This is a genomic window from Candidatus Niyogibacteria bacterium (assembly GCA_016432485.1).
Lineage (GTDB): Bacteria > Patescibacteriota > Minisyncoccia > HO2-45-28 > HO2-45-28 > HO2-45-28.
In genome coordinates this window covers 65,139-86,494 of sequence record CP066691.1, presented here as the reverse complement: position 1 = coordinate 86,494, position 21,356 = coordinate 65,139, and the positions used below count along the sequence as shown (strand labels likewise).

General features: G+C 42.4%; 20 protein-coding genes and 1 tRNA gene. 1 reads left to right on the top strand and 20 read right to left on the bottom strand.

Going from position 1 to position 21,356, the window contains the following annotated elements:
- Positions 1-40: 40 nt before the first annotated feature.
- The 19 genes from HYY55_00405 to HYY55_00315 form a co-directional block, all read right to left on the bottom strand.
- Positions 41-2,734, bottom strand: a complete 2,694-nt coding sequence (locus HYY55_00405; protein QQG46296.1) for a DEAD/DEAH box helicase family protein — start codon at positions 2,732-2,734, stop codon at positions 41-43.
- Positions 2,735-2,741: 7 nt separating this feature from the next.
- Entirely contained in the window at positions 2,742-4,391 is a 1,650-nt protein-coding gene (locus HYY55_00400; GenBank protein QQG46295.1) for an AAA family ATPase, read from the bottom strand.
- On the bottom strand, positions 4,388-6,652 hold the full coding sequence (locus HYY55_00395; GenBank protein ID QQG46294.1) for a site-specific DNA-methyltransferase: 2,265 nt from the start codon (positions 6,650-6,652) through the stop codon (positions 4,388-4,390). The genes HYY55_00400 and HYY55_00395 overlap by 4 nt, the downstream gene beginning before the upstream one ends.
- A gap of 8 nt (positions 6,653-6,660) precedes the next feature.
- A complete protein-coding gene (locus HYY55_00390; GenBank protein ID QQG46293.1) occupies positions 6,661-7,140 on the bottom strand; it encodes a hypothetical protein in 480 nt (159 codons plus the stop codon).
- Complete coding sequence (locus tag HYY55_00385; protein QQG46292.1) at positions 7,137-7,445, bottom strand: hypothetical protein; 309 nt, start codon at positions 7,443-7,445, stop codon at positions 7,137-7,139. Before HYY55_00385 ends, HYY55_00390 begins: the two co-directional genes overlap by 4 nt.
- A gap of 420 nt (positions 7,446-7,865) precedes the next feature.
- Positions 7,866-9,446, bottom strand: a complete 1,581-nt coding sequence (locus HYY55_00380) for an amidohydrolase family protein (protein QQG46291.1) — start codon at positions 9,444-9,446, stop codon at positions 7,866-7,868.
- A gap of 34 nt (positions 9,447-9,480) precedes the next feature.
- Positions 9,481-9,792: a hypothetical protein gene (locus HYY55_00375; GenBank protein ID QQG46290.1), complete on the bottom strand. Its 312-nt coding sequence runs from the start codon at positions 9,790-9,792 to the stop codon at positions 9,481-9,483.
- Positions 9,789-10,526, bottom strand: a complete 738-nt coding sequence (locus tag HYY55_00370) for a hypothetical protein (protein QQG46289.1) — start codon at positions 10,524-10,526, stop codon at positions 9,789-9,791. Before HYY55_00370 ends, HYY55_00375 begins: the two co-directional genes overlap by 4 nt.
- Positions 10,523-11,575 (bottom strand): rod shape-determining protein, encoded by a 1,053-nt coding sequence (locus HYY55_00365; GenBank protein QQG46288.1) that lies wholly within the window; start codon positions 11,573-11,575, stop codon positions 10,523-10,525. Before HYY55_00365 ends, HYY55_00370 begins: the two co-directional genes overlap by 4 nt.
- Positions 11,565-12,797 (bottom strand): hypothetical protein, encoded by a 1,233-nt coding sequence (locus HYY55_00360; GenBank protein ID QQG46287.1) that lies wholly within the window; start codon positions 12,795-12,797, stop codon positions 11,565-11,567. The genes HYY55_00365 and HYY55_00360 overlap by 11 nt, the downstream gene beginning before the upstream one ends.
- Positions 12,798-12,805: 8 nt before the next feature.
- Positions 12,806-13,882, bottom strand: a complete 1,077-nt coding sequence (locus HYY55_00355; GenBank protein ID QQG46286.1) for a site-2 protease family protein — start codon at positions 13,880-13,882, stop codon at positions 12,806-12,808.
- A 38-nt stretch (positions 13,883-13,920) separates the two neighbouring features.
- Complete coding sequence (gene rpsP, locus HYY55_00350) at positions 13,921-14,259, bottom strand: 30S ribosomal protein S16 (protein QQG46285.1); 339 nt, start codon at positions 14,257-14,259, stop codon at positions 13,921-13,923.
- Between the two features lie 67 nt (positions 14,260-14,326).
- Positions 14,327-14,800, bottom strand: coding sequence for an iron-sulfur cluster assembly scaffold protein (locus HYY55_00345; protein ID QQG46284.1), 474 nt, complete (start codon positions 14,798-14,800; stop codon positions 14,327-14,329).
- 53 nt (positions 14,801-14,853) lie between these two features.
- Positions 14,854-17,058, bottom strand: a complete 2,205-nt coding sequence (locus HYY55_00340; protein QQG46283.1) for an AAA family ATPase — start codon at positions 17,056-17,058, stop codon at positions 14,854-14,856.
- Between the two features lie 5 nt (positions 17,059-17,063).
- Positions 17,064-17,756: a ribonuclease III gene (gene rnc, locus HYY55_00335; protein QQG46282.1), complete on the bottom strand. Its 693-nt coding sequence runs from the start codon at positions 17,754-17,756 to the stop codon at positions 17,064-17,066.
- A complete protein-coding gene (gene nusB, locus HYY55_00330; protein ID QQG46281.1) occupies positions 17,753-18,643 on the bottom strand; it encodes a transcription antitermination factor NusB in 891 nt (296 codons plus the stop codon). Before nusB ends, rnc begins: the two co-directional genes overlap by 4 nt.
- 45 nt (positions 18,644-18,688) lie before the next feature.
- Complete coding sequence (rpmF, locus tag HYY55_00325; protein QQG46280.1) at positions 18,689-18,970, bottom strand: 50S ribosomal protein L32; 282 nt, start codon at positions 18,968-18,970, stop codon at positions 18,689-18,691.
- 80 nt (positions 18,971-19,050) lie between these two features.
- Complete coding sequence (locus HYY55_00320) at positions 19,051-19,485, bottom strand: hypothetical protein (GenBank protein ID QQG46279.1); 435 nt, start codon at positions 19,483-19,485, stop codon at positions 19,051-19,053.
- A 124-nt stretch (positions 19,486-19,609) separates the two neighbouring features.
- The gene (locus tag HYY55_00315) at positions 19,610-20,215 is read right to left on the bottom strand and encodes a ribonuclease HII (GenBank protein ID QQG46278.1); all 606 of its coding nucleotides are present in this window, start codon (positions 20,213-20,215) and stop codon (positions 19,610-19,612) included.
- A 23-nt stretch (positions 20,216-20,238) separates the two neighbouring features.
- On the opposite strand from HYY55_00315, the gene HYY55_00310 reads away from it, so the two are divergent.
- Complete coding sequence (locus HYY55_00310; protein QQG46277.1) at positions 20,239-21,258, top strand: PEGA domain-containing protein; 1,020 nt, start codon at positions 20,239-20,241, stop codon at positions 21,256-21,258.
- A gap of 19 nt (positions 21,259-21,277) precedes the next feature.
- Here the strand turns inward: HYY55_00310 and HYY55_00305 are convergent.
- Positions 21,278-21,350, bottom strand: a tRNA-Glu gene (locus HYY55_00305).
- Between the last annotated feature and the right edge of the window lie 6 nt (positions 21,351-21,356).

Below are 21,356 nucleotides of genomic sequence, written 5' to 3'. Positions count from 1 at the left end.
ATTTATTTTTTTAATTTTTTGTTGGCCAGGGTTCCATAAATTATTTTAAATCAAACACCCTAACAACCTCATCAAAATTCTTGAATTTATCTTTTTTCCATTCTTCTTGTTTGATATAAAGTGCTTTATAGACGACCCGATTTTGTCGATCATTTACATCCTCACACCACTTTTGCAGTCTTTCAAATTTTAGCTTGTCGTCATCTTCTTCTCGTCCTTTCGTTTCAATAATATAAACCGTTTTTTCATCTTTCTTAACAAAGAAATCGGGGTAGTAGGTAGCAATAAATCCTTCCGAATTTTTATACTCAATTCTAAGCGCGCTCGCTTCTTTATTTTGAAAATTCTTTGCGAAAGAAATCGCATCATCACAATTTTCGAGAAAATCAGAAAATACTAGCTCAAAATCGCTATCGCCAACAATCTTATTGAAAACAGACTTTTTGGGTATTAAATACGATTTATCATTAACGACAAAAGGACGTGCTTCGCTAATTTTGATGTAGTTCTTTATCTCTGTGTCTCCTTTGTCTTCGACTGTAAGATCGTTAATGGCTTTCTTGAAAGAATCTTTTATAAGCCGTATATACTCCACCTCGGATAAATTTCGCAGAGTATTGAGGTCTGATAAATTCACGGGACTGTCAAACATATTATTTTGCACAAACTCTCTTACCTTGCCGAATAAAATATCGTAGCAACCAAAAAGCCGTAGTTCTCGCATTATTGCCTGCGCAAAAAATCCGATAACGCTTTGATAATCAGGTTCAATGTCGCCAGAAAGTATCGTTGTGTGATGGATTTTTTCATCAACAACATCCTTAAACACGATTTCTCGTTTTTCTTCTTCGGAGAATGTTTTTACTTTGACCTTTTTATTCCCAAATTTGGAAACATCCAGCTCGGCTAGGTTTTTATACTCCCTCTGAATTCTAGGGGACATCACCGGAATCTCAATATCAAGCTTCTCAATGTCCTTTTTCGGATTATCCTTATCAACCTCAATAACCATCGGAGCTATCGGCTTGGCTCCCGTTCCCATCGCTTTCTTTTCAAGAATAACGCCCTCGCCCTTGATTGATTCAACAAAGTCCATAAAAGCGGGAGTTCCGACAACACTCACATATTCCTCAACATCATCTCTGCCAAAAAACATCCTACGGAGTCCTCGTCCGAGAGTTTGTTCGGGCAGAATTTTTGAATCGGCTGCGAAAGGTCGTAGCCCGACGATTGTCGTTACATTTTTTACATCCCAACCCTCTTTCAACATCATTACGGAAATAATTACTTTGAACGGGCTTTCCCAACTATCAATTTCATTCGCTTGTTTGCGAAGCACATCCAATTCCTCTTTACTTTTACCGGACACACTTTCAGAAATTTCTCCGCTCTTGTTTGTGTGTATAGTCAAAACTGCCCCTTTCAACTCTTTAAAACTTGTTTCAATATACTCCGCCACCTCATCACAATTCCTTGTATCGTCTGTCATAATAAAAAGAATGGATTTTTTACCCATCGGTTTTAATACTTCGTATGTTTTTTTCCATTCTTCAATACCAAGATTTATATAATCTCGGTATCTCTCGCTAAATAGTGTGTTTTGATTTTCTTTCAGTTTTCCTCGGCTTGCCGCGTCCGGCACAACCGGATTTTTAACAACTCTTTGGTGAATTGCCTCAACAAGCGGATAGTCGGAAATTGTTTGCACAAAAATGGAGCCATCGTTCTTTTTTGGTGTAGCCGTAAAGTCAAGCTGTAAAGATAGCCCCGCGCCTTTCTGTTTAAGCCGATTGTCTATGTCGGTAATTGATTTAACCCAAGCTGATTTATCATCGTGCAAATGGTGAGCTTCATCATTGATTACAATAAGCTCGTCGATATCTCTTACTATCATCCCCAAATCCACAGTAGAGTCGCTTGTTTTTGTGACTGGTTTATCGCCTAAGAAGTATCGAGAAGTGTCCTCATCTTCTGCACTCGCTTCGCGCACATCACCCTCAAAAACTCTGTGGATGTTAGTCAAAAATATATTTCCAGTGTCAGAAACATTGCGCAAATCATCCTGTAAATGCAGAGTCATCTGAAAATCATCCTGCCAGTTTTGTCCGTGATAGCCGTTATCCGGCAAAACAGGATCGCTAAAAAATATCTTCAATCCTTCAAAATCATTCTTTATTCTTTCAAAAACAATGACATTCGGCGTTATTAAAAGAAAGTTCTTTGCCAAATTTGAACCTTCCTCATACTTTTTATGAAAATACGCCCATGCGACAACTAGACTCATTACTTTGGTCTTACCCGCACCAGTCGCCATTTTTATCACAAAGCGAAGCCACTCTTCAGTAAACATTTGCGGACTTAATACGCCGGTAGAGTTGTAACGAATGAGGTCGTATTTATCTTTTACTTTCGCCACCTCATAAAGCCATACGACTGTTTCCAGCGCTTCTCTTTGCGCGAAATAGTATTTGAAATGAGAAGATACTCCGTGTTGGTCATATAAAATATGTTCCTCCTTGAACCACCAGTTCAAAAGTGATTTAGAAGTATTACTTGCCCCCTCGTAATTTTTATCTCGCCATTCTTTTACTTTTTCCCGCAAACCCGCGACAAGAGGAGGTAAAAGTTTTTGAATAGCTCCTTTTTCCCGCAAATCTTCGTCAGCAGGAAACCACCGAATATTCGGGTCAAGTATCGCGTATGGGTTTTTTGGAAAGTCTTTATGTAGTGCCATAAACTTTTTAACTTAAGTGTAAAGCTTTCTTAATTTCTGGTTCTAAAAATTTTAAATCCAATTTACTAGCATTTTTCACAAAATAATCAGCTAAAAAAACTTTATTATCGTCCAATACTCTCTTTTTCATTGACAAAATAGAAGAATTTACAGAATCAGTTTGATACGAAAATGTCTTTTCTGTTGCAGGATTCTTAATAAAGTCTGTTGTTAAATATCTTTCTATACCACTAAAACTATTGTCAAGATTTGGATTACATTTTGACTCGTCAAACTTATATGGAAAAATATTTTTACTAATCTTTTTAAATTGATTAACTGTTTTATTCTCTTCATTCCAATCTAAAATAATATAAAAGGGTTTTTGTCTACTATCAATAACTAACTTGTTGTTTTGTAAATATTTTAATAATTGAGAAACACCACCAGAGTCTAGATTCAAATCAAAATTATCAAAAATACTGAAAAATTCAGCATCACCTAAAAGTTCTAAGGTTTTATTCACAACTTTCTTGTCAGTTTTACCCTCTACTAAAACAAGTGGCACTCCCTGTTGAAAATGTAGTGTATGAACAAACGAAGAAATACCCAATTTTGAGGACTCATGAATAATTTTTTTTGATACATCGTATTGTAGTTGAGAGTATTTTAGATCATCAAATTTTGCTAAATAAGACATTTTTGCATATTGAGGGAAAACATCACTATGTGTCGTGCAAAAAATTTGTATACGAAATTTTTCAGAAATTTCATTAAAAAATTTCCCTAATTCTATCTCTAAATTTTTATGGAGAAAAGATTCCGGTTCTTCGATAGCCCAAATTGTTATACCTTTCCAACCAAAATCTAAACTATACGCCGTATCCGCAAAGTACAAAACTCTAAACATTAAATGGCTTTGGAAGCCTGACCCCTGTAATTCTTCGGAAATCATTTTTTCATTTTTTAATTGAACGGCGTATCCCAAGGAAATAACTAGATCTTGAAATGTTTTAGGTGTTAAAAGGATAAGGTCTTTAACTTCCGGTGATAAGCTTTTAACGGGTAGTGCGATTGGGTCAATTAATGACTTTGAAGCATCTTCGAGAATTTTTAAAACCTCGGTAATGGAATTTTGTCCTCCAGAAATTTGCGACTTTTTAATACGTGAATTAAACCTTCTAAGTAGTTCCTTTCGTATACGCTTTTCTGATTCTATAATGATTTTTGCAGGGTCTCGATGAGCAACTAAATATCGAAATCTTATAAATTTTAGAAGGTTTTGGGCCTTATCAAGCTGGTCTTTTCCTTTAGCAACAATTAGGCCCTCAGAAAAACCTTGGTAACCCCATACTTTTGTAATTACATAATCATCAACAATGTTTCCAACAGCCTTTTTAAACTGGGGTAATTTTTTTAATTCTCTTGTATCAAAAGTAATACTAATTTCAACTTCTTTCTTTTTACGTTTCTTGGGAGGGAAATTACCATCTCTTTCCAAAAGAAATTTGAAACCCGGCTCAATTTCTCCGTTAAAAAATAAATTTAAAGCACGTAGAATATTTGATTTGCCAGAATTGTTGAGACCCAAAAAAACATTAAAATTTTCACAATTTTCAATGTGCATATTTTCACATGACCTAAAAGAATGAATCTCTATTTTTTTTATAAACTTCATATATTTACTTCTATTACCTTTGTCGTGTCATTTCCGAAAATATCCACGACCTTTACGGCTATTTTATGCTTGCCTTTTGTAGCCACCTTGGGAGGAGTGACGAGGTCAAGATTTCTGTTCTTTTTCGTGCGGAAACTCTGCCATTCGTTGTCGAAAATATAGTCGCCAGTCCAAACTTCTTTTTCTTCACCATCCTCAATTATTTTGATGATTTCTTTTCTGCTTGCAAAATCAAAATCCACCGCCCAATAATCAATCCAGTCGCTCCATTTTTTAGTCAAAACTTCTTTTGAAATTTCTTCAGTTTTCTTGTCTTTAGTGATTTTCACCACTTGTCCATCTTCCACTACAACCTTAGAACCACCGGGCCGAAGCGCCTCGGCTATTTCACCGGAATCATCTTGATTGTAGAAAACGGAAAAGTCGGTAAGTTCGATAGAAATTTCTTTTTCGCTTCCCCTCCCTTTGATAATCGGCTTCGCTTCAATAAACGCCACATCATAAAACTTCACTTGACCCTTTTCTACCGCTTTTCTGTCAAAAACTTCTCTCGGAATTATTCTGAAAGCAATATCAATGCCCTGATCTTTATACTGGGAAAAATCAAGCCCCATTTCATAATCGAAACCAAGCACATCAATTTTAGTTATTCCTTTTTCTATACACTCGTTTACAATGTCCTGCACCAGTTTTGAGGAAACCGGAGTATCGATGGGTCCCACCGCCACAAGTCGATCTCTTTTCTTGCCGATAACATTTACAAAAGATTCCACCGGCTCCGCTTTGTACGCAGAGAGAATGAGTTTTACAAATTCTTTTTCTTTTCTATCGGCTTGTTTTGATTTCTCTTCCGCTCGCAAGTCGTTATTTGTCGCGAGGAAATTTTCTCTTTCGTATCTACCAACATTTAAGATTTCAAAAGCCCTGAAATTTTTGCTTTCCTTTTTCAATTCTCGCTGTACGCCAATCATTCTCTTTCGTGATGTATGTATGCCAAATTTCCCCAAGTCAGAGCCAATCCATTTTCTGCCGAGTTTTTCAGCAACCGCAAGCGTTGTCCCCGAACCGCAGAAGAAATCAGCAACAAGATCGCCTTCATTTGAAGAGGATTGAATTATACGCCCAAGCATTGACTCCGGTTTTTGTGTAGGGTAATCCAGCGATTCCCCGTGCCAGGAGTTTAATGGTCCAACTTCATCATCAACCCAAAGTCCATCAACCGGACGACCTTGTTCATTCCATTCTTCAAGATATTTCTTAAGTCTCGGAAAATTGTTTTTTGTAAAAACTATTCTACCTTCCTGAAAAGCTTTTGTTATTCGGTCTTGCCCCCAAATCCAATGCATCCCATTGGGTGGTTCAATTAGTCTGTCCCCAAAAAATCTAGCGGGACCCTGTCCTTGCTGAGTCAAACTCAAAGATTGGTACTTTTTGCCATTCTCATCTGTTTTATTAAAATATTTATCTACATAATCATCAGCTGGTTTTTGGTAAAGTTGCTTTAATTTAGTAGTCTCACTTTTTGCGTAAAACAAAATAAGCTCATGCGTTTTACCATAACCAACACTCTGTGCTTTTGTTGAGTATGTTCTTTTCCAAACAATTTCATTTCTAAAGTTATCCTTACCAAAAATCTCATCTAAAACTAACCTCATATAGCTATTCACTCTCCAGTCACAATGCACATAAATACTTCCGTCTGCGGCAAGCAAATCGTGCATGAGTTTCAATCGCTCATAAATCATCGCAATAAAACTATCCGCACCTTTGCCCCAAGTGTCGCGATAGGCAATTTCTTCTATCACTGACGGTTTTTTTGTAAAACTTTCTTCATCCTCACCATCACCAATTTTTATATCCATAGAAAAGTCCGCCCCAACATCAAACGGCGGGTCAATATAAATCAATTTCAAACCGCCCTGCGCTTCTATTTCTTTGCGAAGCGGTCCATTTTTAAGAGATGAGAGAATCAATTTATTGTCTCCCCAAATCAATTTATTCGTCCATCCGGTTATTTGTCGTCCCGAGGTGTCAAAAAGAGAATTTTGATTGCCAAATTTTGCGTCGCTCCTCGGCTCGTCTATTTGCTCAATAACTTGAAAAGGTAAGACAACATTCGTTACCTCATTTGTCTTACCATTCCAAAGTAACTCAACTTCTCTATCATCATCAAAAAGCAAAAAACGATACTTTTCCGGAAGCGGTTTTCCCGCTTCCAAATATTTCACGATATCTCTTTTTTCGTTGTCTGATAGTTCCATGAAAATATTTATTTGGTTAAGGAACAATCTTCTACATAGTATCGCCCCCAAGATTCAATAAAACGGAATGTTCCCAAAAAATTTATAGTATCGCCCAATTGCGACAGCTCAATTCTTTTTTGCCAATCTGGATTAAAATTACATTTTACTGTTCTACCGTTAACTTTTATCCCAATTTTGGGGCCCTCGTTCTCATTAGACCTCCATTTATTTGAATATTTGCCATCCCCCATTACCAAAGTGTCTTTATAAATATCCAACAAATCTTGTACTTCTTCATCCGTCTTGCCGTTTTCTATCCTCTCAATGATATCTGCTATATCAATTGGATCTGTGGGGATTATTACCACGGCACTTTGTTCTCCGCTTTTATTTTTGACAAAGTCGCCAAAGGGGGTGCCGATTTTGGGCACAAAATCAAAAAAACCAAACCACCAACCAGTCATCCCAATCGTTATTAAAAAAATAATCCCAAAAATGGTTTTCATATTTCTTGAGAAAGTTCTTTTAATGCTTCTTCAACGCCCACTGGATCAACAAACGAATAATAGGCGCGGCGGCCGGCGCGGGAAGTGCCCTCTTTTTTCAAGATACCGAAACTAACGAGTAGGCGGAGATTTGAAAATCTTGGCCCACCTTTTTCTTGCAAGCGCTGGTATATCCAAGCTCCTGCAAAATCGGCTTTATATTCTTTCGTAAAAGCGAGACACTCCCGAACGATGGGAAGCCAATCTGGTCGCTCCACGGCGAGACGCTTTATTGCCTTGTATCCCGATATTTCTTCTAATGACATGCTATAATCATAATGCATCAATATGGTGCAAGTCAAATATGCTTATTAAATATTGCTGATTTGGGATTATAAACCAAAATACCGCCCGAAAGCGGTATTTTGGTTTCTGGGAGGCCGGATGTCCCCCTTGGATAAATCGTGAATGACTTACTCATCTTCCCCTTACTTTCCCGCATTTTTGGCCTGATTTCAACCTAAAACCCCGCCCTACAACATTCCAACATTCTTGAGAATGTTAGAATGTTGTTTTGAGCGGGTTGTTCTAACAACTGCGGTAAAAGGGGTGAGGGGGACTAAAGGGGGAAAATGGGAAGTAAAATGGGGGTAAGGGGATAAAAGGGATTAAGGGGAGAAAATGGGAGTAAGGGGGTTAAGGGATTTTATTAAATCGGACAGATGCCTGTCCGATTTAAGGTTTCTTTATTTCATAATCACTCTTCCCGGTCTTTCTCCCGTTAATTCTCCGCCGGATAAAACGGCCTGTCCGTTGATGAAAAGATGCTCCACTCCCCTCGAAAAACGATGTGGATTTTTGTAGTCGGCTTCATCCGTGATCGTCTCGGGGTCAAAAAGTACTATGTCCGCGAAAAAGTCCTCTTTAATCTGCCCTCTTTTTTCAATACCCAAAATTTTCGCGGGCAAGCTGGTCATCTTTCGTATGGCCTCTTCCCAGCTCAAAACCCCCTTTTCCTTCACAAGCCATCTCAAAGCCCGCGGGAAGGCGCCGAACGACCTTGGATGCGAAAGGTTGTTTTGCGGGGATTTGAGGCCCGCCCCAAGACCAAAACCGTCGGAAGATATAGCCGTATAGTCCTTGGAAGCCAGTTCAAGCATATTTTCCTCCGAAATGACTTCGTTAAAAATACTGACCTGCAGATTATTGGCTATAAGCAGATTAATAATCATTTCTTCCGGACTTAAACCGGCATCCTTAGCCGCGGCTTCCAGGCTTTTTCCGACAACATTAGTGTCTTTTAAAGTTGAAGCCGCGATTATTTTATCGTAGTGAAGAGTCATGAGCTTTAAAGCGTTTATAATTTTTTCTCTGATATCGGCATCGGACAAACGACCAAGTATTTCATTTTGCTTCCCGATTATGGCCCACTCCGGTAAAAGAAGATAAAGATCGGAGCCGGTCGCGGTGTAAGGAAAAAAATCCGCGGTAATCTCCATTCCTCCGGTTATCGCGCGCTCAATTATTTCTAAAGCTTTTTTTTGCTGCGGCCAGGATTTCTTGCCTAAAACCTTAAAGTGAGAAATGTGGCTCCTTGCGCCGGAAGCGCGGCTCAAAGAAACAATTCTTGAAACCGCCGCCACAATGCCGCCTCCCTCATCTTCAAGATGGTGCGTTGCCAGCTTCCCCGCTTTTTTTATCAAAAATAAAAGACTTTCCACTTCATTGTCATCGGCGGCCAGAGCGTAACTGCGGCCCAAACTGGTTGAAATCCCTAAAGCTCCTTCCCGCAGAGCTCTGCTTAACAAATAGGCCATTTTTTCAAGTTCGTTCGGACTTGCTTCCCGCGACACGTCCATACCCGAAGCGCGCCTCAAAGTGCCGTGGCCGACAAGCGTCCCGAAATTAAGCGCAAGTTTGTGATTTTTAAGCTCGTCCAAAAATTCCTGAACGGTCTGCCAATTTATGTTTATCGTGGAGGCATCGGATCGCTTTTGCAGATTTTCTATATCTTCCGCGTTAACTATGGGTGCCAAAGAAGAGCCGCAGCTTCCGCCTAAAATAGTACTGACGCCCTGCTTGACCAAACTTTCCTGCGAGGGTTCGTCAAATAATGTCCAGTGGGTATCGGAATGGCCGGTAATATCTATAAAACCCGGGGCGGCATAAAGATTGGAGGCGTCAATTTCTTCGCGGGCGGACTCACGGCTTAAATCCCCGATAAAATTTATTTTATCGCCATCTATCGCGATATCAGTTTTTATAGGCGCGGAACCCGCGCCGTCAAAAACAGAAGCATTTCTGATGATCACCGAATAAATAGGCATAGATTAAAACCTTAAAATAATTATACGCGCTTAATTAAATAAAAACGAGGAATGTCGCGCTAAAAACAGCGATTCCGACAAGCCAGAGCCAGAATACGGCCAGCGAAAAACGGCCGAAATTCATTGATAATTTAATTTTTTCCTGCGCTAATATGACTAAGCCGAAAATAAGAAATATTTTCCACAAAGCCATATCTGCTGTCAGCGCCATAACAATTCCGATTATAAAAGCTTCAAAATACCAAGAAAATATTGCCGCGGCCAAAATCACTCCGGCAAAAACAAAAGCCCAGGGGGCAAAAAAAATTGACGCGAATAAAAAAATGCCCGTAAGTATCCTGATCATTTCAGAATACGCACCGAGTAAATATTGTGGATGTTAAAGGGCTGTTTTATTTTAAGAGTCTTTACCGGAGAGCTGGCCGAAGATTCCACGCGCTCAACCAGCCCCACCAGATACGGCGGGTCGGTTAAAGAAAAAGCTCTGTCGCCCGCATACACCGGAAAATCTCTGGGCAAAGTAATTTCAAGTTCATTATTGCCTTGTCCGACGGCTGATGCCGAAATTCCGGCTTGTTCCAAAAATACGTTTTGTTCTCTGCCGTAATCGGAGTATGAAATTACACGGCTTGAACCGCTGAATACCTCCCCCACCGCGCCGACAATAACGCTGTCCCCGAGTAAAACGATTTTACCTTCCGTAACCCCGTCAGATAAGCCTTTGGAAACTATCAATTGGCCATATTCAATCGCCGGCGGCCGTAAAATTACCGTAGCTTCCATAAAATCCGCGGAATTTTCGAACAGGCCCGAGAATTTCAAAACCATTTCTCTGGATTCCAGAGCCGTTAGACGTTCGGCTAATTCCTGATTTTGGCGCAAAATCTCGCTTTTATATTTGAATAGTCCCCAAAAATTGTAATAACTTATCGGCGCAGAACCGAGCGCTTTTATAGATTCTATTTTTTTAAAAAGAAACGAGGCCGCGCCCGGCTCAATGAATTTTCCGAAAAAAAATAAAAGGAGTACGGCTCCGCAAATGGAAGCGTATAAAACTAATTTCTTTTTAACGGGATTCATTGAGGAGAAACGTCTTCTTCTTTTTCCAAAAGCACGCCGCGAAAATCATCCAGCCCCTCAAGGATTATGCCGCAGCCGCGCACAACCGCGGTCATCGGGTCTTCGGCGATTTTGGTCGGAATCTTGGTTTCATTTTCAATTAATTTATCCAGCCCTTTCAAATGGGCTCCGCCGCCAACCATAATTATTCCGCGATGCATTATGTCCGATACCAATTCAGGAGGCGTGGCTTCTATCACTTCTTTAACGCTTTCAACTATGGACCTCACCGATTTGGCAATAGCTTCCCGAACATCGGAATCGGTCATGATAACTTCGCGCGGAAGACCCGAAACCAGATCGCGGCCGCGAACCGCGCTTTCCATGGGCGATTCCGGTTTCAAAGCCGTGCCGACGGCGATTTTCAAATCCTCAGCAGTTCTTTCGCCCAAAAAGAGCTTAAATTCATCTCGGGCGTAATTGATTATATCTTTATTCAATTTATCTCCGGCTACCCGCAAATTCATTGACGAAACCAGTCCGCCCAAAGACACCACGGCTATATCGGTAGTGCCTCCGCCTATGTCTATTATCATATTCCCCACGGGCTCTTGCACCGGCAAACGTATTCCTATGGCCGCGGCCATCGGTTCCTCAACCAAATAAACTTCGCGGGCTCCTGAATTGCGCGCCGCATCCCTCACGGCTCTGCGTTCAACCTCGGTTATACCGGAAGGCACGCCAATAACCACGCGCGGCCGCGCCAAAAAAGAAGACTTGGGCTGATGAACTTTTTTAATAAAATAAGAAAGCATTTCCTGGGTGACCTCAAAATCAGATATGACGCCTTCAACCAGCGGACGCACTATTGAAACATGGCTCGGCGTCCGGCCGACCATCCGCCTGGCTTCAGCGCCTATGGCCACCACTTGTCCGGTTTTTTGATTCAAAGCGATTACCGACGGCTCGTTTATGACAACGCCCCGGCCCTCCGCGTAAACCAAAACATTGGCCGTCCCAAGGTCAATCCCCACGTCTTTTGAAAAAAAACTGAAAAATTTATTTAACATAATTTAAAAGCTGTTTTAAGGTGACCTGCCGGCTTTGATTTTCACCTCTCATTTTAAGCTCAATTTTATTTTGAGCGCGTGTTCGCGCGCTCGCGATAACCCGCCAGGTAATTCCCAGCAAGTCGGCATCGGCTAATTTTTCGCCGGCAGTAGCTCCATTACGATCATCATACAGCGTTTCCGCTCCGGCATCGCTCAATGCTTTATAAACGCCGGCAGCTTGTTTTTCTCCGCCTTCAAACTCAAGTAAATGAGCCTTAAACGGACTTGTCTCCGAAGTCCAAATCAGACCTTTTTCATCGCGGTTTATTTCAGCAAGCGCCCCCATTATCCTTGAAGGCCCGATGCCGTAAGAACCCATAACCACGAATTTTTTGTTGCCGCTTTTGTCTTTATATGAAAGGTCGGCCGCTTCGGAAAAACGGGTGCCCAGTCTGAAAATGTTTCCCGCCTCAATACCGTTTTCTTTTTTAATTCTGTCTTTGCCGCAGTTCGGACATTTATCTCCTTCTTTGATCTTAGTGATTTCTTTATTCTGCGCGAAATCACAATCGAGGCAGTAAAAAATTTCGTCTTCACCGGCCGGTGTCAGAACCTGAAATTCGTGAGTATATTCTTTGGTGAATCCGCCACCCGAAGCCTCAACAATTTTAGCTTCAAGACCTAAACGCTTGAATATTTTCTTGTAAGCGCCGGCCGCGCGCCAATAATAAGACTCTAAATCTTTTTCATCGGAATGAAAACTATAAAGATCTTTCATCACAAACTCTTTGGTCCTGATAAGTCCGGCTCTGGCCCTTGGCTCATCTCTAAACTTTGTCTGAATCTGATAAAGCGCCAGCGGCAGGTCTCTATAGCTGGATATGAATTTTTTAAGAAGCGGAGTTAAAACTTCTTCGTGGGTAAAAGCAAGGCCGTAATCCTGCCCAGACGAATCCTTAACTTTATAAAGCACTTCGGCATCCCAGCGCCGGGTGGATTTCCAGTATTTTTCGGCAATGAGTGCCGGCATCAAAAGTTCGGAAGCGCCGAGGGCATTCATTTCTTCGCGTATAACTTTGTTGATTTTTTCAAGAACGCGCAGTCCCATGGGCAAAAAAGTATAAACCCCGGAAGAATTTTTGTCTATAAATCCGCCCCTAAGCAAAAAAGCATTCCCCGCGCTTTCGGCGTCTTTCGGCTTTTCCTTTAAAGTTCTGACAAAAAATTGACTTTGTTTCATCCTTGTTTTTATAATCTAAGTTTAATATCCAAATAAGTAACAACGAGCATCAGCATTATCAAGATAGCAAAACCGGCGGCATGCGCCAAGCCGCTTATTTTCCGGCCCACCGGCCTGCCTCGCGCGGCTTCAACAGCCAAAAAAAGCAGGTGTCCGCCGTCAAGCCCCGGAATGGGTATGAGGTTTATAATCGCCAGATTTATGGAAAGAACCGCGACCAAAGACATTATGACCGCAAGTCCCATATCAATACTGCCCGAAACAATGGAAAAAATTCCGACAGGACCGCTGATAAAACCGGCTACGGATTGACCGGAAAAAAGCATCTGAAATATGTGAAAAAACCCTCCAAGCGTCCGCCACGCCGTCAAAAAAGTGAGCTCCAGACCGACCCATGGAATTTTATACCAAGGAACATCTATTTTTCCTATCTCGGCCGTGGCAACGCCCAAAGGAGCGATTTTATTTTCACTTAAAACCGCGGATAAAATATTTTTTTGGCCGTTTCTATCTATTTCAATCTTTATCGGCCGGCCCGCGTGATTTACAGTGAATTCATGAACATCCGAAACGCCGGTCGTTACGACCCGCGCCGCATCGGCTTCAAGCGACAGAATTTTATCGCCGATAATTAATCCCGCGGTCTCGGCGGCCGATTCCGGCAAAATTTCAACTACGGTTACGGCTTTATCGCGAACTCTCCCGCTCCAGAGCGGATCCCCGGCGTCAACCGGCATCCCGATTGATACTGCCGAAGAAAAAATAATGAAAGCCAAAATAATATTGAAAAAAACTCCGGCCGAAAGTATGGAAGCGCGTGTTCTGACGCCGTGAGAAGCAAAATTTCGCGGGTCGGAAGAGTCAACGTCGTTCTCGCCTGAAATCTTAACAAAGCCCCCCAACGGCAAAAGATTAAAAGAGTAAAAAGTTTCGCCTTTTTGAAAACCGAAAAGCCGCGGCGGAAAACCGAAACCGAATTCTTCCACCCTTACTCCTTTTCTTCTTGCGGCAATAAAATGCCCGAATTCGTGCGCCAAAACCAAAACAGCAAGCACGACTATAAAAATCACGATATCAGACATCATCAGTTAATTTTACCCCGTTAGAAAGATCGCTACAAATGTTATTCGGATTTTTCTTCAACTTTTTCTTCCGTTTTTTCCGCCGCAACTTCGGCCGGAGCTTCAATCTTTTTGGATTTGGCCGAAACGTCTATTTTTACGCCCTGAATGATATTTTTGGAAATCAAAAGATTATGAACCGTATCAGATGGTTTAGCGCCCACCGAAAGCCAGTATTTAATCCGGTCTTCTTTGAGATTTATTGCTTTCTGGCGAGAATCGTACGAACCCAAAAATTCAATGGCTTTGCCGGCCTTAGCCGCGCTCCTTTTATCCATAATTACGACCCTGAAATGAGGGTCGTTTTTGCGTCCTACGCGCTGTAATCGTATTACCAACATAAAAAGAGTTTATAAAATAAAACCGCAAAAGTCAAACGGCCGTATTTTAACGGCCGTTGAAAACGGTTTATTCACTCTGTTTCTTTTTGAAATCTTTAACTGCAGCTCGAATGGCGTCTTCGGCCAGAACCGAGCAGTGGATTTTTACCGGCGGCAAACTCAGTTCATTGACTATTTGAGTATTTTTGATTTCCAGAGCTTCATCGGGAGTTTTTCCTTTTAACCACTCGGTGGCTAAACTGGAGCTGGCAATGGCGCTGCCGCAGCCGAAGGTCTTAAACTTGGCGTCAACTATGACATCCCGAATATTGATTTTATTGCCGTTACAGCGCGGACAGGTCGCCTCTTGCGATTCGGCCAGCCAAGAATTCTGGCAATCCTGACATAAATGTTCACGGACCACTTTAATCTGCAATTTCATCACGTCTCCGCACTCGGGCGCTCCGGCAATCCCCGTTCCGACTTTTGGATCATTCTTATCCAAACTTCCGATATTGCGGGGGTTATTGAAATGATCAACGACTTTATCGCTGTAGACCATGTCCCCTCCCTTTTTTCAGAAGAACTCCTAAAAATACTATATCAAAAAATGGTCTACTTCGCTATTTCTTCAGCTTCGGAGAGACGAAGAGACAAAATGCGCGAAACGCCGTCAGAACCAATGGTGACTCCGTAAAGAACGCCGGCCTGACGCATTGTTTCGCGGTTATGAGTGATGGTGATAACTTGAGTGGTCGCGGAAAGATTTTTGAGCATCGCGCTATATCTTCTGGAATTGGATTCGTCCAGAGCGGCGTCGGTTTCGTCTAAAACCAAGAACGGCGGCGGATTCACCTTTGACATCGCGAACAAAAGTGCTATGGAAGTCAAAGCTCGTTCACCTCCCGAAAGCATATCCAATCCTTTCACTTTTTTCCTCGGCAAACTGACATCAATTTCAACCCCGCCTTCTTTTATCAAAGCCTCGGCAGGCAAACCTTCTTCTTCCGTATTAATTAAATCTTCTTCTCCTTCTTTCTTAGTTCTTTTTTCCGGATGAATGACAACCAACCTGGCTTTTCCTCCGCCGAACATCGTTTCAAAAAAATTCTGGAATTCTTTATTTATTTTTTCTATCCCCTGATTGAAATCGTGCTCTATTTTATCGCCCAGTTCCCTTGAAATTTGGCGCAAACTCTTGGCCGCCTTGCCCAAATCTTCCAGCTCTTTGGCAAAAAATTCGTCGCGCCCTTTTATTTCTTCGTATTCGCCGATTATAGCCTGGTCCACGCCTCCGGCCTCTTCCAGACGGAATTTAATCCGGTCGAGTTCTTTCCTCATTTTTTCGCGCTCATTTTCATTAAAAATTTCGGCATCAGCCAATTCTATTTTGCTTTCGCCGAAAAATCTCCTGGCTTCTTCCAGTTCGCGGATAAACTCCTCTTCTTTCATCTTTATTTTTTCCTGTTCCAAATCTAAAACGCCAAGAGCGTTTCGCAGATTGTTCGTTTCTGATTCAAGGACAAAAATATCTTTTTCAGCCATCCGACGATCACGATTATATTCATAAAAAACCGAGTTCAGCGCGTCCCGTTTTTTGATCGCCGCCTTTTCTTCATCCGACAAGCGTAAAAGAACCGCTTCAATCTCTTTTTTCTTCTTAAACAAATTTTCGTGTCCGGACTTGGCTTCTGTGCCCGAAACAAAACCGCCCAAAAAAGAGGTTATTTTTGAAATAACTTCCTGAATTATGGCGTATATTTCTTCAATTACGTCAGTATCCATGGCCGAAGACAATGAATCGTCAAGGCTCGTAAGTAAGTCCTCCACGTCTTCCCTGGGAATCTTTTCACCTTCTATTGACGATTCGGAAGAAGAAACCTCAATCATTCCTTCGAGACGCCCCAAATCGCGTTCAATTTTAGCCTTGCTTTCGCGGATTCGGCTCAATTCAGCGTCAAATTCCTTCAATCCTTTCGGCTCTTCTTCAAATTTTTCAAGGCCGGCTAGTTTATTTTTGAGTTCTTCTATCTTTTTTTCAGCGACGCGAAGTTCGGAAACCGGCTTTTCTTTTTTTGAAGACAGGCCTGACTTAGCGCTCTCAAGCGTTGCTTTCAGCCGGGCCAGATATTCTTTTAACACTTTCTCAAGGCCGGCTTTGATGTCTTCCGCCTGTTTATATCTTTCAACCAAGCGCTCAAGATGTTTCAGATGCGGTTTAATCTCTTTTTGCAGAGCCTGAGCTTGCCGCATATTTTCTTCGGTTTTGGATAATTTTCTTTCCGCTTCTATCCTTTTAAACTGGTATACCTTGAGGCCGAGCGCGTCTTCAAACGCCGACTGCTTTTCTTTGGATGACGCGTAAAGAATCCGGTCGGCTTCGCCCTGGCCGATTATATGATGCTGTGAAACTCCCAACCCGACACTGCCCAAAAGCTCAATAATATCCTTAAGCCGCACTTCAGAACCGTTCAGAAGATACTCGCTTTGGCCGTCGCGATACACTCTTCGGCCGATCACCACCTCATCAAACTCAATCGGAAACTGGTGCAGAGAATTATCAAAATAAAGAGCGACTGACGCTTTTGAAAGCCGGGGCGCAGATTGCGACCCGCTGAAAATAAGGTCTTCGCCTTTTTTGCCTCTTAAGCTTTTCAGCGACTGCTCGCCCAAAACCCAGCGAATAGATTCCACAACATTAGATTTGCCGGCGCCATTAGGACCCACAATCGCCGTTATCGGCTGGGGAAAATCAAAATGAGTCGCCTTGGCAAAAGACTTAAACCCGGAAAGCTCCAGTTTTTTGAGCCGAAAAGCCATAGAGCTCACTGCCAGCCCTTAACTTTCAGCGCATCCTCGGCGGCATTCTGTTCGGCAGTTTGCTTTGAGGGACCTTCGCCTGAAGCCGCAAGTTCATCTCCGATAAAGACCCCTATAACAAAATGTTTATCGTGGTCAGGCCCCCATTCTTCAAGAACTTTATAATTGGGAGTAATACCGATAATATCCTGCGCTTTCTCCTGAAAAAGACTTTTGGCGTCGCGGTATAAATGCTTTTCCAAAACCAGATCGGTTTTAACCGCGATATATTTATCAATAAAATTTTTGGCGGCGCTCTGCCCGCCGTCAAGATACAAAGCGCCTATCAACGCCTCCACCGCGTTAGCCAAAATATAACCTCTGGCCCGCCCGACATCCTTGGCTTCTCCGCGCGACAAAAGCAAAAAATTATTCATTTCCATGTCCGAAGCGACGCTTGAAAGCATGCCGGCATTAACAAGAGCCGCCCGAAGACTGGTTAATTCGCCTTCCGGCTTTTCGGGAAATCGGTAAAAAAGATATTCGGTGATTATCAATTCCAAAACAGCGTCTCCTAAAAATTCCAGACGCTCGTTATGGGCGCCAGGCCAGGACGGATTCTCATTCAAATAAGAACGGTGGGTAAAAGCTTCGGTAAGCAAATCCTTACTTTGAAAAGAATAGCCTATTTCCTGCTCAAAGTTTGAAAATTCTCTCATTTTAATTTCAAAAGCGCTTTTTGAATAAGCGGACGGATATCGTCATATATTTTTAAATCTTCCATTTCTTCAATGCTGAACCATCGGGCGTCATCCAATCCGCCAGATGGCCCAAGCCGCAAATCTTTATCTTTTGCTTCAACTAAAAAATAGGATACGCGCCGCCTGACCGGACCTTTTTTGGGGTCTGAAGCGATGTATTCATTAACTCCTATTTCTTCAAGCAGTTCCAGATTTTTAAGTCCCAGCTCTTCGGCAAGTTCGCGGCTAGTTCCTTGACGGGCATCCTCATCCTCCTCAAGATGTCCCTTGGAAAGCGTCCAGTATCCGAAAACATCATGCACCAAAGCGAAACTTAATTTTCCATTTTCGCGCCGATACACAACACCCCCGCCCAATTCTTCTCGGGGAAGTTTTGACGGGTCGGCTATTTTTTTCTTTTTTTGACTGTCGTCGTCTTTGCCCGGCTCGCCCATTTCGCGGTAAACCGTGCCCAGAACCCCGTTGACGAACCTGCCGGATGAATCGCCGCCGAAAGTCTTGGCCAGTTCTATCGCTTCGTTGATGGCAACTTTCGGAGGCACCTCTTTTCGGTCGCCGAAAATAAGCTCGTAAAGTCCGATGCGCAGAACATTGCGATCAATCATCGCGATTTGCGCCAAAGGCCATTCGGGCGCCGCTTTTTCAATGATTTTATCCAGCTCCTTTCGCTTTTTAACAATGCCCTTAATCAATTTTTTGGAAAAACCGCCGTCTTCAAGTCCGGGAGCGAATTCGCTTAAATTGCGCTCAAGCCCGGCATCCGCGCTCTTTGAAACAAAACCGTTAAAATCCCATTCAAAGAGGGTCTGCAAAACTATGCTGCGGGAAAGGTGACGATTGGCCATTTAAAAAATTTTCAATTTGCGATTATCAACTGCTAATTCGTTATTTTATTTCCGCGATAACTCGGCTGCGTCAAGCGTCTTGGACTCGGCTCGCTCGGTTTCTTGTTTCGCGAGCTCTTTTTCTTTCCTTTTCTTTTCTTTTTTGCTTAATTTTTTTAAAACATCAATAACCTCGCGGCCTTTATAGGTTCCGCAATTCGAACAAACCCTCTGCGGCAGTTTTAATTCTCCGCATTTCGGGCATAAAACAGTCGCGCTAGCGGACAGGGCGTGATGCGAACGCCTGCGGCCCGTATGGCCCTTTGTATGACGCATTCTGACAACCATTGAGTTTATTATATATAATTGATAAAACGCTGTCAAAAGAATCAGGGCGCGATATTCAGATCGCGCCCTTAAACAAATTTCTATTCCTTTTTTGCGGCAGGAGCCGGAAATGCCTGCCGAAGTTCTTTGCAGAGCACTCCCTTATTCTGGCTTTTACAGCCGGGAACCCCGACAACTTCCACAAAAGCTCCGATTGGAAAACTTTTTTCACTGCGTATAACAAGAAGTTTTGAGGGATCTTTTCGGTCGCGCACAAAAATGACTTTCATCGAATCAGTAATGTCTGTCGCTGTGCCCACAACTTTATATATGGCATCTTGATAAAGTAAATGAATGTCGCCTATATGGCCAAAACCAATGAAACGAGCAACGGCTAAAGCCATCGCGAAAAATATTGTACCGACAAAAAATGAAATAAGACGCGATGAAGAGTCTTTAGAAAATACGGGTAATAGATAAAAAATGACGCTAAGAACAGCAAACAAAGCTGCTAAGGCGACGTAGGACATTTCCATCCTCCTTCGTTATTTCACTTTATCAAACGCCCGAAGCCTTTGCTCCGGACAAACCAAAACTCCATTCCATTCGGAGTATAACAGATATGACTTTTTTGTCAAATGATACGTAGTCAGGACACTTTTATAAAAAATTGCTTAAAAACGAAATTCTGTGAATTTCACAAGGGCCGTGTTTTTTAAGCATTTTATAATGCAGGCGCGTGCCGTAGCCTTTATGGATATCAAAAGCGTATTGAGGGAATAAACCGGCAAGACGAACCATTTTGCGGTCTCTGGAAACTTTAGCAACCACGGAGGCCGCGGCTATTACCGGAATTTTCTCATCACCTTTGATGATTGTCTTTTGAGTGTAAATCGCGGGCGCCTTCAAACTGCCGTCAAGAAGAATCTGGGTTTGCTCCCCAAACCTCCCATTCTTTACGGCCGCGCCGCCAAACGATTTTCGCAAAAGCCGCGCGATTGCGATTCTAATCGCTTTTGATATGCCAAAACGGTCTATGATTGACGGACCGACCGAAGTCGCGGCATAAAAAATTCCTGGATGATTTTTAATTTTTTTCAGCCATTTTTCTCGAGCTTTCGGGCTTAAGTGTTTAGAATCTTTAATTCCCTTAAAAATCGCCGCGGATTTACGGGAACAGAGTATTGCCGCGAGCGTCACGGGTCCGGCCAGCGGCCCGCGTCCCGCTTCATCCACTCCCATAATCAGCTTGCTTTTATGCGCCATAACTACGATAATACAATAACATTATGACTCTTAAAAATCGCAGAAAATTATTCTGGCTTTCAACGCTGGTTTTTTTAATCATCGCTCCGCCCATAGTTTTTTATACCACCGGCTGGCGGCTTACTTCCGACCTTACAATAAAAAGAATCGGCGGACTTTTTATCGCCGTGCCAGAAGCCGGAGCCGAAGTATATTTAAACGGAAAATTTGTTAAGAACACCAATTTTCTTCAAAGCGGGGTTTTTATACAAGACCTGACTCCGGGGACTTATTCGGTCGCGGTTTCAAAAGACGGATTCTGGCCGTGGACCAAAAAACTTATTGTGACCGAAAGCGCGGTAGCCGAAGCCAAGGCGTTTATGCTTCCTCAAAATATAAACGGCAAAATGCTCTTAAACGGCCCCTTTGAATCGCTCTTGGCGTCAAACGATAATTCTTTGCTTTTATTGGAAGAAAAAAAGGGCGACGCTTATACTCTGACTTTTTATTTGCCGGCCGAAAATGAATTCTTAAGCCCGGCTACTTCGGTTTCCAAAAAATTGCTTACAAGCGAAAGTCCCTTAAAAATTGTTTCCTGGAAAAAAGGTTCGGCTGAAGTTTTTTTTGACAATAAAACGCTTTCTTTGACTTTTGATTTTTCAAAAAGATCGGTCTCTGCCAAAAAAATATCCGCTAAATTAGACGATGCGCTGGCAGAGCCGGATTCTGCCTCTGCTTTGGATTACCGCCAAAAAGCGGAAATGCGCTACGACAATAAAAATGTCTGGGTTAACTGGCTCGCAACTCCCCTGCCTTACTTTTTGTCTTCTTCCGACGAATTGGTCTTTGAAACGAAATCGCAGATCCGCGGAGCGTCTTTTTTCCCAAAAAGAAGCGACCTGGCTGTAATCGCGTTTGCGAACGGAATTTTTGCCTCTGAAATTGACGGCCGCGGCTCACGCAACATCCAGCCGATTTACAAAGGCAAAAATCCGCAATTCACCGTTTTGAATAATAAAATATACATCCTTGACCAGGGAGTTCTGGCTCTGATGGAGTTATAATACTTTTTCGTCTTACTCGCGCCCCCACGGGGAATCGAACCCCGGTTTCCAGGATGAGAACCTGACGTCCTAGGCCACTAGACGATAGGGGCTTTTTA

Coding starts and splice junctions, on each gene's coding strand:
- rpmF (QQG46280.1), bottom strand. CDS start 18,970: ATGGTTGTCAGAATGCGTCATACAAAGGGCCATACGGGCCGCAGGCGT.
- HYY55_00345 (QQG46284.1), bottom strand. CDS start 14,800: ATGGTCTACAGCGATAAAGTCGTTGATCATTTCAATAACCCCCGCAAT.
- HYY55_00320 (QQG46279.1), bottom strand. CDS start 19,485: ATGGAAATGTCCTACGTCGCCTTAGCAGCTTTGTTTGCTGTTCTTAGC.
- HYY55_00380 (QQG46291.1), bottom strand. CDS start 9,446: ATGCCTATTTATTCGGTGATCATCAGAAATGCTTCTGTTTTTGACGGC.
- HYY55_00315 (QQG46278.1), bottom strand. CDS start 20,215: ATGGCGCATAAAAGCAAGCTGATTATGGGAGTGGATGAAGCGGGACGC.
- rpsP (QQG46285.1), bottom strand. CDS start 14,259: ATGTTGGTAATACGATTACAGCGCGTAGGACGCAAAAACGACCCTCAT.
- HYY55_00340 (QQG46283.1), bottom strand. CDS start 17,058: ATGGCTTTTCGGCTCAAAAAACTGGAGCTTTCCGGGTTTAAGTCTTTT.
- HYY55_00405 (QQG46296.1), bottom strand. CDS start 2,734: ATGGCACTACATAAAGACTTTCCAAAAAACCCATACGCGATACTTGAC.
- HYY55_00360 (QQG46287.1), bottom strand. CDS start 12,797: ATGAAACAAAGTCAATTTTTTGTCAGAACTTTAAAGGAAAAGCCGAAA.
- HYY55_00400 (QQG46295.1), bottom strand. CDS start 4,391: ATGAAGTTTATAAAAAAAATAGAGATTCATTCTTTTAGGTCATGTGAA.
- HYY55_00370 (QQG46289.1), bottom strand. CDS start 10,526: ATGAATCCCGTTAAAAAGAAATTAGTTTTATACGCTTCCATTTGCGGA.
- nusB (QQG46281.1), bottom strand. CDS start 18,643: ATGGCCAATCGTCACCTTTCCCGCAGCATAGTTTTGCAGACCCTCTTT.
- HYY55_00385 (QQG46292.1), bottom strand. CDS start 7,445: ATGTCATTAGAAGAAATATCGGGATACAAGGCAATAAAGCGTCTCGCC.
- HYY55_00355 (QQG46286.1), bottom strand. CDS start 13,882: ATGATGTCTGATATCGTGATTTTTATAGTCGTGCTTGCTGTTTTGGTT.
- HYY55_00390 (QQG46293.1), bottom strand. CDS start 7,140: ATGAAAACCATTTTTGGGATTATTTTTTTAATAACGATTGGGATGACT.
- rnc (QQG46282.1), bottom strand. CDS start 17,756: ATGAGAGAATTTTCAAACTTTGAGCAGGAAATAGGCTATTCTTTTCAA.
- HYY55_00395 (QQG46294.1), bottom strand. CDS start 6,652: ATGGAACTATCAGACAACGAAAAAAGAGATATCGTGAAATATTTGGAA.
- HYY55_00365 (QQG46288.1), bottom strand. CDS start 11,575: ATGTTAAATAAATTTTTCAGTTTTTTTTCAAAAGACGTGGGGATTGAC.
- HYY55_00375 (QQG46290.1), bottom strand. CDS start 9,792: ATGATCAGGATACTTACGGGCATTTTTTTATTCGCGTCAATTTTTTTT.
- HYY55_00310 (QQG46277.1), top strand. CDS start 20,239: ATGACTCTTAAAAATCGCAGAAAATTATTCTGGCTTTCAACGCTGGTT.